Here is a 15,583-nt window from a genome sequence, read left to right on the forward strand (position 1 = left end):
GGTGGTTGCGGCGGATGCTTCGGATCAGGCCTTGGATCATGGCGGAGAGTTCTTTGGATTCGGTGATCCAGGATTCTGCGACTGTTTGTGGCAGGAACCGGGCTTTTTGACCGACGATCGTTTGAGTGCGAAACTCGCCGCAGGATCCTCGAGCATAGTCGAGAAACTTACATTGATCGGCCGGCGTTGATCGCTCCATCCCTTCCGCAATATTTGACGGGATCGACAAACCCGATCGAGTGATCTGGTCCTTGTATCCAAAATCACGACACTCGGTAAGTTGCAAATACACTTTGGCACTCAACTCCACCGCCCGCTGCCAGACCTCCAAATCCTCAAACCCAGCCATAAGAATCTCCTTTCAGTCGATAAGAAAGAGGAGTTAGTCTTCAGTCATCAATTGTCGTTTTTCTATTTCTATTTCTATTTCTATTTCTATTTCTGCCGACTGCCGACTGCCGACTGCCGACTGCCGACTGCCGACTGCCGACTGACTACTGACTACTGACTACTGACTACTGACTACTGACTACTGACTACTGACTACTGACTACTGACTACTGACTACTGACTACTTCCTTCCCCTGCCTACTATTTTCGTCTACGAAAATAGCCCTCATCCCCTTTGGAATCTGCCGCGGTAACGTCGACTCTGGCTCCGCTCCAGCGGCAACTAGGTCCGAAAAAGCCAGCAGCATTCCCATTAAGAACCAAATGTTGCGTTGCCTCAGTCCTAGCATGGTGCCGTTATAGAGACAAATTAGAAACAGTCCCACCAACAATGCGCGTCCAAGAATCCCGTACCACGGATAACGGCATTTTCGCGCCGCATCAAAACTGAGATAGGCGGCTAACCAGACCAACGCTAGAAACGCCCCAAGTCCGACAAAACCCGTTTCCAACAACAGACTGAAATAGGTGTTATGCACCTCACCACCGGTCGCGGCAAACGCCGGTCCGAACTTTGGTCCCGTCCCAAGAATCGGCGATTGCCAAAAATACTCCATCGCATTGGTAATTTGCTTCGGTCGCGTGCCATCAAGCTCTCGCCGACCATCAAACCATTCAATCAGTAGCACCGCCGGTCGCTGCCACGAGGGGGTGCTCATCAGCGAATAGTTGCCATCGTACTGAGACCAGGCGATTGCAAAATACGAAACAACGACGCCCGCAAAACCGACAGCTAGGTAGAACAATTGAAACCGGTAAACGGTCCATTTCGATTGAATCGCTGTATGCAGAATCCAGACCACCCCGGCGCCAGAGAGCCCAATCATCAGCGCCGCAGTACGGCTTCCCGTACCGATCGCCGCGAGAAGTGCCGCAACAAAAATGGCCAGAGCCAAACCGCGATATCGAATCGGTAGCCCGCGACGTACCGCGATCATCAGCACCACCACCAGTAGTGGCAAGATCATCGAGGGAACTTGATTCTCGTTACGCAGTGTTGAACAAATCCGCCCCGTCTCCTCCCGAGCCCACCCCGGTGCGATTCCCACCACCGCTGCCGCACCAACAAACGAGGCCACCGCCATGCCGCCAACCCAAGCCACAATCGCACCAATCCAACGCTGCCACGTATCGAGCACTTGCACACAAGTCCACAAAATGGCGACGCCATAGCAGTAGTTCACCGCTTCCAGTAATGACCACGCCGCCATCTTGGCGGTCACCATCCGTGGCGGTGCGGTTGAAATGGCGATCAGCGAGGATGACAAACAGATGATGCAAAACGCGCCACCCCACAAATAGACAAGTCCGGTAGCCTTCGATGGCAACCGCCCCTTTAACAACAGCGGCCAGCACATCCACAGGCACAACAAGCAAAGCTCCACAATCGTGAACTTTTCCCGCACGATGGGAAGCTCCGGCGTTTTCAGAATCGCGGTCCCAAACAAACCCGCGTAGAAGAACACAATCGGATTGCGCAGCCCCGCCAGGAACAACCCTCCGCCAACAAGGGTGGCAACCGCGATGATTTCGTAAAAGTATTCGTCAAGCATAGGGGGAGGAGGGGAGTTGGCAGTTCGGAGAAGTTGGCAGTAGTCAGTTTGCAGTCGTCAGTAGGCAGTTGGCAGGAAAGCTTGTCAGCGGGCACGCGCTAGCGTCCGGTTCCGTTCGTGAGTTTCGTTGCCCTATCAGCCGGCACGCGCTAGCGTCCGGTTCCGTTACGCGACGCTGGTTTGCCCTCGATATTCGTTCCCGGCAACCGTGGGCTAGCGCCCAGCGGCTGATTGATCCTGTCCAACACCATCAGCCGGCACGCGCTAGCGTCCGGTTCCGGTGTGACCACCCGCCGGTTTTGCCATCGATATCCATTCTCGGGAACCGTGGGCTAACGCCCAGCGGCTGATTAAATTCGTATCCGCCACCATCAGTCAGGTTCCGTTGCCCCATCAGCCGGCTCGCGCTAGCGTCCGGTTCCGGTGTGACCACCCGCCGGTTTTGCCATCGATATCCATTCTCGGGAACCGTGGGCTAGCGCCCAGCGGCTGATTAAATTCGTATCCGCCACCATCAGTCCGTTCCGTTGCGCAAATTGCCGGGCATGTGAGGATTGTTGGAAATCGGTTGAAGGCTCGCAATTTGTCGAGTAAATTACTGATCTAATTGTAATATCGGTTTCCCAAAAAATTTACGATCGGCGAAAATGATGAAGCGAATTCATTTTGCACCCTTATGCGTCCTGGTGGTTCTGATGGTCACCGCCGAGCACGCCAATGCCGCATTTGTTGTTTTTGATTTCCGTAACACCTCCGCCGGTGCTGGGAATGATTTGGATGGCAAAGCATCGGAATCAACATCGATCACCATCGACGGCGTTACGCTGACCCTGTCGGCCGAAGCATTTGTCGACGGCATCAACAGCGGCACTCATAAGTTTAACCAGACCAGCTCTTCATTCGGTATCGACGCCAACGGTTCGGGAGACGATACAGACACGTTTGACGGCGGATTAGGGGTGGAATCGGCAAGGTTTTCGATCAGCTCCTCGAACGTGCCGCTATCGTCGCTAGAACTTACTGAAATCAAATTCAACCTGTTTACCGACGGAGATATAGGATCGCTACAGATCAATGGCACACCCACTTCGTTATTCGACGATGATGATTTGTCGAACACGAATGTGCTGAGCGTCAATCAATTGATGGCAGTCGGACAAACCTTTGACGTCGGCTACTCTGCTGGAAACGGTTTCGGGTTGGAATCAATGAGTTTCCAGGCGACGACGATGGCAGTTCCAGAACCGTCGACATTAGCCTTCGTCGGCCTCGCCAGCCTATTTGGCTTTGCCGTTTCTCGCAAGCGAACCGATTTGGGGAGTTGTCAGTTGACAGTTCGCAGGAAAAGCAAGGAGACCGATTTTGGCGAGAAGGTATAGGGTGTTTCTCAAAGGTGTCTTGAATCCTCAGAATACTTCATAGGCGCAATCCAAAATATTCATCCTTGCGGACTTGATGTTGCATTGTGGTGTCGGCGTCATTCACTTCCGCATTTGCAGGCAAGCAATTTCATCATCTAGATAGATACTCCTCACGGTCCTCTAATGGTTTTGTAGGAGATTTCGACCGAACTGGATAACCGGACGTTCAAATACCATGAAAAACAGTTGGCCAACCACAAGGCAAGCAGCCAAATTGATCAATAAAATTAGTGGAGTTGGGAAGACGAGAAGCAGTGTTGTGTGTAGCCAGAATAGGCCTAGGATTTTCGTTGAGATCGCGGAGTGCGACAGGTATGTTGCATAGGAAGCGTCGCCAACGGCGATGAAGGCCTTAGGAACCTGCAGCCATCCATTAAGCTCAAGTCCGATGAAGCCCAAGAAAAGCAGAAGGCACGGGATGCCGTAAATAATGGGTCGATTGATTCCAAGCTTGCCGGGGTGCATGTCAAACCAAAACTCAAGAATCAAAGCTCCTAAACCCGAAACGATTAGTCCCGAAAAAATGAATCGTTTTGTACCAATCAATTTCTGATAGATAAGAGCAACAAGGCAACCTGCAGAGAATTCCCACAATAAGGGATGCGTTACCATTCGCGTCAGCGCGTCAGCCTCGGAAAGTGTCTCGCTCCAAAAATAGCCAATGGATCCTAGACAAGCTGTGGCGATCGCAGTGGCAAACGCCCGCCTTCGATGATTGCTAATCAGCCCGAGTGCTGCTGCGAAAAGCCCGTAGAAAAACACTTCAAAACAAAGAGTCCATCCAGGTCCCAACACCGGGCCAAAGTCAGATCCTCCGCCTGGCTTATATGACGGAAACAAAAAGAATGACTTGACAATCCACTCCACGTCGATTGGGAAACGATCGCCAGCGAACGTGGTTTTGCTAAGGTTCGCTCGCACGATCAAGCCCACGACCGCAAAGCTAAGTAAAAACCAGTATGTCGGGTAGATTCGGATCAGACGTCGAAACGAAAACCGTTTAACCTCACGGAAATTTGCCGGTGTGTTCGACGTGACGTAAACGATAATGAACCCGCTGATGATGAAGAATAAATCAACACCACAGGCGCCCGTATCAAATCCTTTTCGCAGCCAATCGGGTATTTCCATTCCCAGATGACGCATCTGCGGCCGTATCGAAATAATCAGGTGGGACACGACAACGATTGCGGCGGCCAAGCCTCGTAACGCCTGAATCGAATTCAGTTGAGTTTGTCTAGGTGCGGCGGATATTGGAACCGATGAAGTCATCAATTTTCGCTAAATAAGAACAGGAGGAAGAAATTGGTAGTCGGCAGTGGAAAAAAAGTGAAGAGCTGGCATTCGTCAGGAAGCCCTATCAGCCGGCACACGCTAGCGTCCGGTTCCGTTGTCAGTTGTTGCGGCGGATGCTTCGGACCAGGCCTTGGATCATTGCGGAGAGTTCTCTGGAATCGGTGATCCAAGTTTATGCGACATTTTGCGAAAGGAACCGGGCTTTTTCATCAAGAGTCGAATGTGGAACACTAATCGGCGCTAGTTTTCACTAATCTGTTGCACTGGTTTAAACAGTGCCGATAAGTGAAAATGAGTGTTCCCAAACGACCGAAGCAGTCTGCTGATACTACCTTTCCCACTGTCAACGGCCAACTTCTTCCCACTGCCTACTTGCTTTCGCTTAAGCCCAACACTTTTCGGATTGGGGATTTGACGAAGGTTGGCAGCATGGGGTAGACGGTTCGAGCGATCGGATAGGCTTCCATCCACAGTGGCAAGCCGAACTCGCGCCGGGCGATTCGGCACAGACGCGACAGTTCACGGTTTTGGTCACTGACTTTGAACGAACGCTGGAAAAAACTCTTTGCGTGGGCTCGTCGTTTCACGACAGGGACTTGCAAATTGGCCACCTTGTGTTTCGCAGCGACCCGTAAAAAGAACTCAAAGTCGATCAAGAACGGCTGTTTGGGGTCGTAGTTGATGCCTTGGTCGATCAGGTCGCGGCGGAACGTGATCGCGCTGTGGCAATAGGGAATGCACTTGGCCGCCATCCGGCGGACGTCCGCATCATGCTCGGGGTAATAACGAACGTACTGTTCGTCACGCTGAGTATCTTCACGGTCTTCGCCACCACCGATCCAAGCGTGATCGGGATTGGCTTCCAAGAACGCGACTTGGTCGCGAAGCCGGTCGGGATAGGCATCGTCGTCGGCATCCAAGTTGGCAACATACTTGCCGCGTGCTAGCTCGACCGCCTTGGCCAGAGCCGGGGCCCGGCCCATCCTCGCACCATGGATCACTCGGACTCGAGGATCGGTATAGGAATCCAGGATCTCGCTCGTCCCATCGTCCGATCCATCGTCAAGAACCAGGACTTCAAGATCCGACAGGGATTGATTCAGCAGACTATCGACAGCGGAGCGGATCCAAGTTTCTTCGTTATAGACTGTGATGATGGCCGTCACAGCCGGAGTCGTCAGTTTGCAGTTGGCAGTAATCGGTGGCGGGGAGTTTGTAGTAGTCAGTTTTCAGTCGTCCGTTGGAAGGGATGAAGGAATAGACGGGCCCTATCAGCCGGCACGCGCTAGCGTCCGGTTCGGCTATGAGTTTCGTCGCCCTATCAGCCGGCACGCGCTAGCGTCCGGTTCCGTTGTGATCACCCGCCGGTTTGCCCTCGCTATCCGTTCTCGGGAACCGTGGGCTAGCGCCCACCGGCTGATTTATCCTATCTGCCACCATCAGCCGGCACGCGCTAGCGTCCGGTTCCGTTCGTGAATCGCGTGAGAACCGTGGGCTAGCGCCCAGCGGCTGATTGGATCTTTGTAAAAATTTGATTTGCGGCACGCGCTAGCGTCCGGTTCCGTGTTCTTTGGATTCGGTGATCCAGGCCAACACGACAGTTTGCGGAAGGAACCGAGCGTTTCTCGCTAGGGTTCAAGCTTGGAACACTAATTGTCGCTAGTTCTCAATAATCGGTTGCGCTCGTTTATGAGTGTCGATAAGTGAAAAAGAGTGTTCCAACTGCCTACTGCCTCCCCTTCCCCGGCCGACACTCCACGATCAGTGACGAGGAGAGCATGGGGAACAGTTTTGGCAACAAGCGAGTTTCCAGCGGGGAAAGCAGGCGGGTGATTTGGGTACCAATTTTTCCGGATAGTGGATTGATGGTGACTCGGTCTTGGTGCCAAGCGATTACTTCATATCCCGCACGCTCGAGCAACGCATTGAACTCAGGTCGGGTCCAACCAAAAACGTGTGTCGGGTGATCCGCTCGCGGGCTGCCGGTGACGGCACGGACCAGTCGGATACTGCGCAGCACATTGGGCACGGCGAAAACATACCGTTCCGCACCAAGTGCCAACGCTTGTCGTAAACAGGTTAGCGGTTCGTCCACGTGTTCAAGCACATGAGAGGAGACGACGACATCCAACGATTCCGGCAGTGGCAACGAGGCCAACGAATCGAATCCGCCCAAATGAGTGTCACCAAACTGACGTGCTAGTTCCACACAATCCGGTTCGACATCGACTCCAACGCAGGTGTGCCCTGCGGCATTCAAATGCTGCATCAGCTCACCACGACCACAGCCAATGTCGAGGACGGAGAGAGTTGGCAGTTGGAGGTCGGGGTTTGACAGTTTGTCGTGGGTAGATTTGTGTTCCGTTCCATCGGTCACCGCGCGTACTAGGACGGCGTAGAGGCAATCTCGAAGCACCGCCTCCTTGGCCCCCAACCGAGTCGAGATATCCCGAAGCGTGACGGACTCATCCGTTCGTGTGCTGGTAACCATTGATAAATCAATCATTCTTATCGGAGAAGTTGTTGGTGAAGTTCGACGTCTTTTCGGTCACCGCACAGACCAATGTTGCGGATAGACAATCGCAAACGGCCAATCCCTTCACCCTTCGCTTAGTCACGATGTAACGAAGCGTTGTCATGTTTGGGTCCAATGTGTTTGCCATTGCATTTAATTGCTTGTGGGTTGCTGTCGTTCCATTTTCAAAGAATTACACATTGACTTTCATTAGTCCAAATTAGCATTTGGAAACGGGCGGATTTCGCGATTAAAAAAAACGCCCCATAAGGATTCATCCAATCCCCATTCATCAATGAATTCGCAAGTTGAATCGTGCAGTTCTTCCTGAATCAGGACAACATTGGAAGCGTCAAACGGAATCGCCGGAGGTGGGTCGTATCCTGATAGTTTTTTGCGAAGCCATCCCATTTTCGAACGCCCTTTCCCCGGAAGCATCGCATGTAGTCTAAGATAGAGTGATGATTCGCGAATCGCTCGTAGATATGGCGGCAGTGGAGACAACTCCTTCGTTTGATTGCTGCCTTGGCTGTCGATCGCGACTTTTTCATCGAGATCAAGTTCCAGAAAACGGCAAACGCCGGAAAGCTGTTCCTCGCGATTCGCAATATATCGTTCAAACTGAATGACTAAAACCTGCTCGCGAGGAAAGTGATTCATCCAACTGGAAAGCTGCATCGCGTAATTGCTATAGTCGATGTATGTGCGATCATTCGCAATCGCATGATTTGCATCTTGTTGTACGTAACCCCGCCGATGTAAATATGCATGGTGGCTTGTTGCTCGCAATAGCGGGTCGCGAACGATGTAGATTATTCTTAGATCATCACCAAGAACTTGTTTCGCTCGCTCTGGGACGCGTTTATACGTGGGGAGTTTGGAATAGGTGGTCGAGGCTTCACCGCTGATGCATCCCAACGGGCAATCATCGAACAGTTGAGCATATTTTTTTCGCACGCTGTCACCATAGATTTCATCCGATATTAACGCATCCGGCTCTTTCACCTCGGGCATGAATATTTGCGAATGTGAGTTCAAATCATCATACAACGTCGTTGTTCCTGCCTTCATTGCGCCGACAATCAAAAAACTTGGCAACGTCATTTGGATTTCACCTATACTTTTTCTAATGCGCGTGACTGATCTTGAAGTTAATGCAAAAAGCATCATCGAAAGACAACTAGTCCTCAATCAAGCGATCCACGCGTGACGTTTTCGGGTTTTTCGCTTGTGCGATGCGAGCAGACCGGTGGCCAGGCTTTTTGATTTTCGATCTTGATCTTCGCATGGCTCGTGTTCTTTGAGTTAGGCGTTTGAGCGGTACCGAGACGTCCAGACCTCGGCTTCGTTGGTGCTGAGTCGTCAACATCGCAGTGGCTTGCGGATGTGATCGTGTAGGGTCATCAGTAGGTCCACCGTAGGGCGATAGGTTAACAACCGGAAGACGCGCTGCCGTGACGAACGGATGATTTGAGCGGGAAGAAGGATCAGCGAATTCAAATACGTCCAGAATTCCATCCGAATAATTCGGTTGCGAGCTTCCCGGCGAACACGTTTCTGACTTTCGTTGCCCTTGACTTGAACCAGCAACCCGCTCCAAATCTTCAACGTCCAAGCCAAGGAGGCGAACAGCATGTACGCCATGTTGCTTTCAAGGTTATCCAGCGGAGCGGTCAAGGCTCCACAGGCTTTCAATTGGCTGATCGTGTTTTCTTGGTCGCAACGCTGGTTGCTGCCGCGAATCACTTCCCTCGCTGGCAAAGTTCCTGCTGTTTCATTGGTGATATAAAAGAAGTATCGCTCTTCGGAGAACAGTAGCTGTTGCCCACTGGTTACATCAATGTCTTTGCGAACAACGATCATTCGATAAGTCTTCTCGCATGCGGTGGGACAATACTCGAATTCAGCGTAACTCTCTCCGGTAAGTCGTTGATTCTTGTAGCCATTGGTCTGGACGATTCGTTCTCTCTCGTTCGGACGGCAGGCACGCTCTGCCTTGTCCGGCGTGCTTCGCCTCGAACGGTCAAGCCGTTTCCATGCGGTTTTTGCAAGCGAATCAGCGATGCGGCAGAGGTTCCGATGAGCGGAATAGCCAAGAATGAACTTCACACCTGAGTTGTCCCAGCGATCCAAGTGCTCCGTCGACGAGAAGGCCGTATCGCCACGAAGAACGATCTTTCGAAAGCCCGCCTGTGTGCATTGTTGGATCGCCAAGTCATAGAAAAATGCGGAGTCTTCCTCGCTGGTACGATTGCCGCTACGATTGTGCAGGTAAAGCAGCTCCTGAGTTTCCGCGAGCGTGACGACCAGCGGATGGTAGCCCCATTGGCCTTTGTAGTTGATGCCGATGCCGGATTTCTTTTCACCGCTTGTTTCCACCATCGTTCCGTCTGCTTCGATCGTGGCGCAATCGAGAAAGCTGTCCTCTTGCTGCTTCCAAACGGTTTGCCGAACGCGATTGACTGCCTGCATGACCATGAGCAGCTTGAGGTGACTGAATCTCCGGCAGAAATCTCCAGCAGTAGTCGGGTCGGGTATGCGCTCCGCACCGAGTGCATCGAGATAGGCTTCGTCGTTGCGTCGTTGTTCGATGTGATCCAAGCACGTTCCACCGGCGAGCAGGTTCAGGGCAATGTTGAGAATGTGGTCAGTTTCGTCGTAGGGCAGGTGGAGCTTGAATACCTTTGCCGAACGATTGAGTTCCTTCCGCAGACCAAGCTTCTTGATCAGTTCGAGGATCACTGCGATACCGCCGCAGGAGACCGCCTGCTGTTTCTCGGCGAGTTCGAGTTTCGTGGTGGAAGGACGAATCATGGGCGATTTCCACGCTCCATGCTGGACTGAAATTCTGCGTAATAATCTCCGTTTGCGTTTTCGCAGTTGTTGACGTACCCTGATGTTCACTCGAAACCCCTTGTAGCGTGCGTGGATTGAAGTCTTAGTAACCTCCAATAGACGCGTAAAACGCCAAGGGTTTTCGAGTTTTATAAAATATTCGCGACTTAGCAGTCGCTTGATTGAGGACTAGTCGTAGTTTAAGAATCGGCTAGCGATTCATTCAACGCGACCGATTCTCTCGTATAACTTATGGATCAGGTTTTGGGGAGCACGCCACGCAGGGATTTGCTGGAGTATCCGTCCGCCGGTGTAAGCCGAATCAGCAATGAAATGCAGGGATTTGTCCGCTGCGTGATTAGCCAGGATTCGGATCATCGCCAACATCAAGTCTGTTTTCTTTCGGTGCTTTCGTCGTAGCTTCTCATTGGTTTTGGTGTTGAGATAGAGCCTCATCAGAATTGGAATGGCGAACTTTCGGTTGGGGTCTTTGCGTGAGGGTACGAGCACACAAAGCACGACCCAGCAGTGCCCACAACGAAACGAGGTGAATCCGCTGGAGCTTTGACAGGCATCGCGATGCATACCCGCGCCGTAGACTTTGAGTCCAGTTTTGTGAATCAGTGTATCGTCGCCAACCAAATCGTAGGTGGCCTGATCGTAAGCTTCACGACGAGGTCGAAGACCGCCAGTCCGACTGTGTCGATGGACCAACTCGCGTTGGCGAAGACTCGATGACAAGCACGGTGGTGTTTGGTGGACTGGGTAGCTCGCAGTCCGCCGAGAATCGTACGCTTGGGAGCGAAGATCCATCCGGCGACGAGTTGCCGAAATGACTCTGCGGTTGGCTCGGACATCGCAGCGGTAAAGACTTGCAGAAGTGGCATGAAAGATGTTGTGATGTCCATTGAAGGCGGCCTCCTCGTAAGGGTTATTTGACACAGGCGAAAGCCTGCAACCCGGAGGTCGTTTTCTTTATAAGCAATTGCTATCAAACGACTTAAAAGTGCGAAAGTCGAACTTAGAATCGGTTCAATCCTTCACCTTCCCCGTGTTTGCGAGTCGGCTAGAACTTCCGCGTACAAATCAGCATAAGCCTGTGACATCCGCTGGACATCAAACTTTTCGCGGACTCGTTGAGATAATAAATCAAAGTTGGCTTCATTCGGATCAGATGCTAAGACGTCGCTGATCGTTTGTCCAAGTGAGCTACTGTCGCCATCGGTGAAAAACCGCAGGGCATTGGAGTCGTCGTCGGCCACTTCTTCGAAGACGGGGATTCGGCTGGCAACGATTGGCGTGCCGCACAGCATCGCCTCGGCTAAGGCCAAGCCGAACCCTTCCTGAACACTTCGCGACGGCATGATGACCACGTCCGCTAATACCATCTGACGAATCGCTTGGTCATGATCAATCCAGCCGGAAAGTTGCACATGTTGGGCGACGTCCAGCGACCGGGCCAGTTCGAGCAGGTGTCCGCGATACGGTCCTTCGCCCAGCACCACGTAGCACAGATCCGGATGCTGCCGAACCAGCCCAGGCAGAGCCTGAATCACCAGTTCATGTCCCTTTTCTTGGACCAGTCGGCCCACCGATAGCAGCGTTGGTCGCCTGACGGATGGTGTCATAGGGACCTTGGCGTTTACCTGCTGCACTACGTTCTGGATCGCGTTAGTATCTATACCGTTATAAATGACACGGTGTCGCGTATCCTCACGGTCGACACCGCTTTCATCCGGATCAAATGATGGCCGGTATGATCTGCCCACAGACTGGGACACGTAAACGACAGCATTGGACCTGAATTCAAACAAACGTGTGCCTCCACGGAGTAACGCGTTCATGGAACCGAAAAGCTCATGGCCCGTCGAGACAAGAATGACTTTCCTGTTTGAGGGGAAGGTGAGAACAAGCTTCGAGAGGATCCCTGGCATCGCAAAGTGCAAATGAACAATGTCGGGACGCTCACGCAACAACAACTTGCGAAACGCCCGTACAAATTGGAACGCCTCCAATAAACGAGATAGAGCAGGCAATCGACCGGGCTTCAAATAAATATCGCTTCCCACAATCCTGCTTGAAAACGCAACGGGTTCTAGGCTTGAGCGAAAACCATGCACACGGCAGCCAACAATTTCGATACCGTCAGGAAGGGTTGTGGAAAGATTCTCAACAACCTGCCAGATCGCAAGTGCACCTGCTCGATCACAATGAAGAATTTTCATCGATACTGGCCTCAATTGTAACGGATGATACGGCCGCGGGCCGAACAAGTTGATTAGGCATGATTGCTCCACTTACTACGGAATTCGCCCCGACCAGGCACCCCGCACCGATATGTGCCCCCGGGGTAACAGTGACGTGTGCACCAAGCCAAGTTCCGTGGCCAATGTGTATTGCCTTCATTTTCCCATAGGCGAACCGATATGAATTGTTTCTGCGACCGTGATGAGTTGAAATGACGATACACCTAGGTCCTAACATGACTTCATCTTCCAGAACGCATCCGCCCGTGCCGCAAACCCAGGATCCTTCTGCAATATAGACATCATTGCCAATGACTAAATTGCCAGGTCTGATAAAACGTACGAACCGTCCAAATTGAAAGTTCCTTCCGCAGCTCTTGAAAAAAGGTCTTGCCAAAAAACCCCGTATCCGACAAAAGTGTGGGTGATCAGGCAAAATGCAGGTTACCGTTGAGATCAAAAATAATGGTATCTCTCGCAGAAGATACCCAGCAAAGACCTTTCGACTCGCCATAGTGTCATATCCTTCTATGCATGTAGTCGGGGCAGCGTCAGTTTAACGCTATATCAATCGGGCCAGATGATTGCCAATCAAAACATCAAAATTCCCTTGGCATCCCTGTGCCAATTTACGACAAAATCATTCAGATAGCGTCAGATTCATGCTTTGGGCAAGTAGGATTGGTAGACGTTATGGTAAATCGCTGCAATGCGCTGTGGCTGATAATGTTCGATTGCATGTTGCTGACCCGCTAGCCCAATCGCGAACGATTGATCACGATGCTCGACGTGCCAGAGAATCAACTTGGCTAGCGCATCGGTATCGCCGATGGGAAAGCGGTGCCCCGTTACACCATGGTCGATGTATTCGGCTGATGCTGGAAAGTCGGACGTGATCGTCGGCACTCCCAACATCATCGCCTCGACGGCAGACATACCGAAGCCTTCAAAACGTGACGGTAAAACGAAGAAATCTGCCAACGCTACACGCTTCATGGCCTCATCGTGAGGTAATGCCCCTGACAAAAAGACAATGGAGCCAAGCGAAAACGCGTCAATTTGTTGCTGGAGATGGTTGCGAAGTGTTCCGTCGCCAATGATTTCGACCTGCAAATTGTGGCGATGGCATTCGTCGAGATCATCAATCGCTTGAATCAGTGTGTCCCACGACTTTTGTGTTTCGAGCCTGCCACACCCAACCAGCTTTATCCGACCGGCATTCGATTGCTTTCTCTCGGAAGCATCGTTGCTCACGGAAATCGGTGGTGACGCCTGAATCACATCGGGTATCCACTTACGCAATTGATCTGCTGTGAATGCCGAAGCGCCGATCACGCGATCACACATTGCCGCTGCGATCCGAAAGCCCATCTGATGTCGGCACGACCATTGACTAATGGGCAGGTGAAACGTGGAAATCACTGGAACGCGGGACCATGGCTTCAGGGATAGAATCGCGGGTAAGATGGAAGTGTAAAGATGCAGATGCACGATATCAGGCTGCTGTTGGTTGACGATGGAACGCAGTGCTCTGAATTTACGCGACGGTTCCTTGCCACATATCTCAACTGGGCCACCCCATCTGTCAGATGAAACCGACAAGTTGGCTTTGTCACTCAGTAGAACTAGGCGGAATTCGGATTCGGCCAAGGCAGCAGACAACGTATCGTACAGAACATCAACATACTGTTCAGTTCCCCCATTCCCCCATTCCTCGAGCACTACAAGTACTTTCATTTGTTCATCACGGACTTGGAATCGTTTTCTATAGTAGATTTTAACAACCGCCGTTTCCACCATTGCGTCTGACTAACAATTCGTTTTCGAATCCATTGCTGACCTTTATTTGCAATGTACAGTGTCCGCGACTGGCTAATGGGCTTTGTGCCCTCTTTGGCCGCTGCACAGATCGAGAAAAACTCATTCATTCGATCTTCGAGTTCAAATTGCCGAACGCTCGCCCTCGCTTTTTCGGTGAATTCTAAATAAGAACGCTCGTCCGCATTGAGAACGTTCCTTAGTAGGTTGACCACTTTTTTGTTAGGTTCTCGCGAGGTTAACCGCTCTCCGACGCATCCAGGAGGCTGATTCCAAAGATAGCCATAGGACAATCCATCCATGTCATCCACGACCGCGCAGACCGAGGGAACGCCGCAAGCGGATGCTTCAAGCATGGCGGTTCCCATGCCAACAAAAACGGTCGACTTCGCGAAATGTTGCCGGAGTTCTTCATAGGGAACAATTCCGTGCATCGTGCAACGATCAAGGACTCCCAAACGCTTGCATTCAGCAATCATTTCTTCCTTTACAAGTTCCCGAGTATTGGGTTCATCGTCACCGATTACATGCCACTGCGTGTCGTACCCTTCGTTGAGCAACTGCCGTAATACACGCGGCATGTAAAGATTGTAGCCTTTAAATTGTGTCAACCGCCCAACGGAGAGGATGATTCCTGATTGACGATTCGGAAATACATTCTCGCTATCGCAGACTTCCACGGGCAACTTCCAGATTGGGGATGTAGGGAGTGGGCGATCCATTCTATGTTCATGTATTTGACGCATCGCTTCGTTCATATAGAGCTTATTCTCGTCGTGAGTACCCTCTTGAAACACGAAGTCAAAAAAGTGTTTGCGGCCAATCGTGGTTCCGGTATTTGGGTGAAAGACTCCTGCTATCAGTTTGGCACGAGAGCGAGTGGCGCGAATTAGATGGTAGGCGAACATGCATCCGCCACCCGAAAAGCTCATTACGAAATCGGCGTCGCGAATGCGCTCGCGAACGCGTCGTGGAAACGGCCATCTGGGAACCACTGCCGCACCAAAATTTGTAGAGCCAACGATAAACGTTTCGCAGTCCTCGGGCATCTTGCCTTCAAGGTATCCACCTTGTGCAGTAATAATCGCAACCGAATGCCCGCGACTAATCAGCCAGCGGGCCATTCGAATCATCAATGTTTCGTTGCCTCCCATTACAAGGCGGCAAGTCAAGAACACAAACTTCATTGGGAACAATTCCTGCGAGTTACTGAATTTATGGTCGCTTAAAAGCAAAGATCGCGATTCTGTTGGCCATTGGCACCAAAGGCTTCGCCTTCCTCAATATCAGCGTCTCAATACAAACTACAATAAACCGCGAGTAGATAATAGACAATATTCAGGGAGCAATGACTCACTTCTTCACACATTGAAAGCTGGCATTTTGGTGTTGCGCTCGTAGACATTTGAAAGAGTTTCAAATTCGAGTGGCGAATGGGTTTTGGCAAAT

General features: G+C 51.5%; 14 protein-coding genes and 1 pseudogene. 1 reads left to right on the plus strand and 14 read right to left on the minus strand.

The window, feature by feature from the left end; translation table 11 throughout:
- Both CA13_RS06940 and CA13_RS06945 read right to left on the minus strand, forming a co-directional pair.
- Positions 1-349: four helix bundle protein (locus tag CA13_RS06940; RefSeq protein ID WP_146403489.1), on the minus strand; the 349-nt coding region annotated here is incomplete at its 3' end.
- A 208-nt stretch (positions 350-557) separates the two neighbouring features.
- Positions 558-2,003, minus strand: a complete 1,446-nt coding sequence (locus tag CA13_RS06945; protein ID WP_146395211.1) for an O-antigen ligase family protein — start codon at positions 2,001-2,003, stop codon at positions 558-560.
- Between the two features lie 647 nt (positions 2,004-2,650).
- Between CA13_RS06945 and CA13_RS06950 the strand changes: the two genes are divergently transcribed.
- The gene (locus tag CA13_RS06950; protein WP_146395212.1) at positions 2,651-3,382 is read left to right on the plus strand and encodes a PEP-CTERM sorting domain-containing protein; all 732 of its coding nucleotides are present in this window, start codon (positions 2,651-2,653) and stop codon (positions 3,380-3,382) included.
- Between the two features lie 162 nt (positions 3,383-3,544).
- Here the strand turns inward: CA13_RS06950 and CA13_RS06955 are convergent, their stop codons facing one another.
- From CA13_RS06955 to CA13_RS07000, 12 genes and pseudogenes are all read right to left on the minus strand, one after another.
- Entirely contained in the window at positions 3,545-4,696 is a 1,152-nt protein-coding gene (locus CA13_RS06955; RefSeq protein ID WP_146395213.1) for an acyltransferase family protein, read from the minus strand.
- A 392-nt stretch (positions 4,697-5,088) separates the two neighbouring features.
- On the minus strand, positions 5,089-5,886 hold the full coding sequence (locus CA13_RS06960) for a glycosyltransferase family 2 protein (protein ID WP_419194023.1): 798 nt from the start codon (positions 5,884-5,886) through the stop codon (positions 5,089-5,091).
- A gap of 560 nt (positions 5,887-6,446) precedes the next feature.
- Complete coding sequence (locus CA13_RS06965; protein ID WP_146395215.1) at positions 6,447-7,226, minus strand: class I SAM-dependent methyltransferase; 780 nt, start codon at positions 7,224-7,226, stop codon at positions 6,447-6,449.
- Positions 7,219-7,383: a hypothetical protein gene (locus tag CA13_RS34760; protein WP_419194024.1), complete on the minus strand. Its 165-nt coding sequence runs from the start codon at positions 7,381-7,383 to the stop codon at positions 7,219-7,221. Before CA13_RS34760 ends, CA13_RS06965 begins: the two co-directional genes overlap by 8 nt.
- A gap of 62 nt (positions 7,384-7,445) precedes the next feature.
- On the minus strand, positions 7,446-8,339 hold the full coding sequence (locus CA13_RS06970; protein ID WP_419194025.1) for a sulfotransferase family protein: 894 nt from the start codon (positions 8,337-8,339) through the stop codon (positions 7,446-7,448).
- A gap of 258 nt (positions 8,340-8,597) precedes the next feature.
- Positions 8,598-10,049: an IS1380 family transposase gene (locus CA13_RS06975; protein WP_146393721.1), complete on the minus strand. Its 1,452-nt coding sequence runs from the start codon at positions 10,047-10,049 to the stop codon at positions 8,598-8,600.
- A 240-nt stretch (positions 10,050-10,289) separates the two neighbouring features.
- Positions 10,290-11,012 (minus strand): transposase, encoded by a 723-nt coding sequence (locus CA13_RS06980; RefSeq protein ID WP_146395217.1) that lies wholly within the window; start codon positions 11,010-11,012, stop codon positions 10,290-10,292.
- A 98-nt stretch (positions 11,013-11,110) separates the two neighbouring features.
- Positions 11,111-11,698 carry a glycosyltransferase family 4 protein gene (locus CA13_RS34765; RefSeq protein WP_419195092.1) on the minus strand — a complete coding sequence of 196 codons (588 nt, stop codon included), beginning with the start codon at positions 11,696-11,698 and terminating at the stop codon, positions 11,111-11,113.
- A gap of 54 nt (positions 11,699-11,752) precedes the next feature.
- A pseudogene (locus CA13_RS34770) lies at positions 11,753-12,295 on the minus strand (glycosyltransferase family 4 protein); the annotation flags it as partial.
- On the minus strand, positions 12,276-12,830 hold the full coding sequence (locus CA13_RS06990) for an acyltransferase (RefSeq protein ID WP_146395219.1): 555 nt from the start codon (positions 12,828-12,830) through the stop codon (positions 12,276-12,278). The gene CA13_RS06990 and the pseudogene CA13_RS34770, both read right to left, overlap by 20 nt.
- Positions 12,831-12,976: 146 nt before the next feature.
- Positions 12,977-14,053 carry a glycosyltransferase family 4 protein gene (locus CA13_RS06995; protein WP_419194026.1) on the minus strand — a complete coding sequence of 359 codons (1,077 nt, stop codon included), beginning with the start codon at positions 14,051-14,053 and terminating at the stop codon, positions 12,977-12,979.
- Positions 14,050-15,321: a glycosyltransferase family 4 protein gene (locus tag CA13_RS07000; RefSeq protein ID WP_146395221.1), complete on the minus strand. Its 1,272-nt coding sequence runs from the start codon at positions 15,319-15,321 to the stop codon at positions 14,050-14,052. Before CA13_RS07000 ends, CA13_RS06995 begins: the two co-directional genes overlap by 4 nt.
- Positions 15,322-15,583: the final 262 nt, after the last annotated feature.

Source organism: Novipirellula herctigrandis (assembly GCA_007859835.1).
In the GTDB taxonomy this organism is placed as follows: domain Bacteria; phylum Planctomycetota; class Planctomycetia; order Pirellulales; family Pirellulaceae; genus Novipirellula_A; species Novipirellula_A herctigrandis.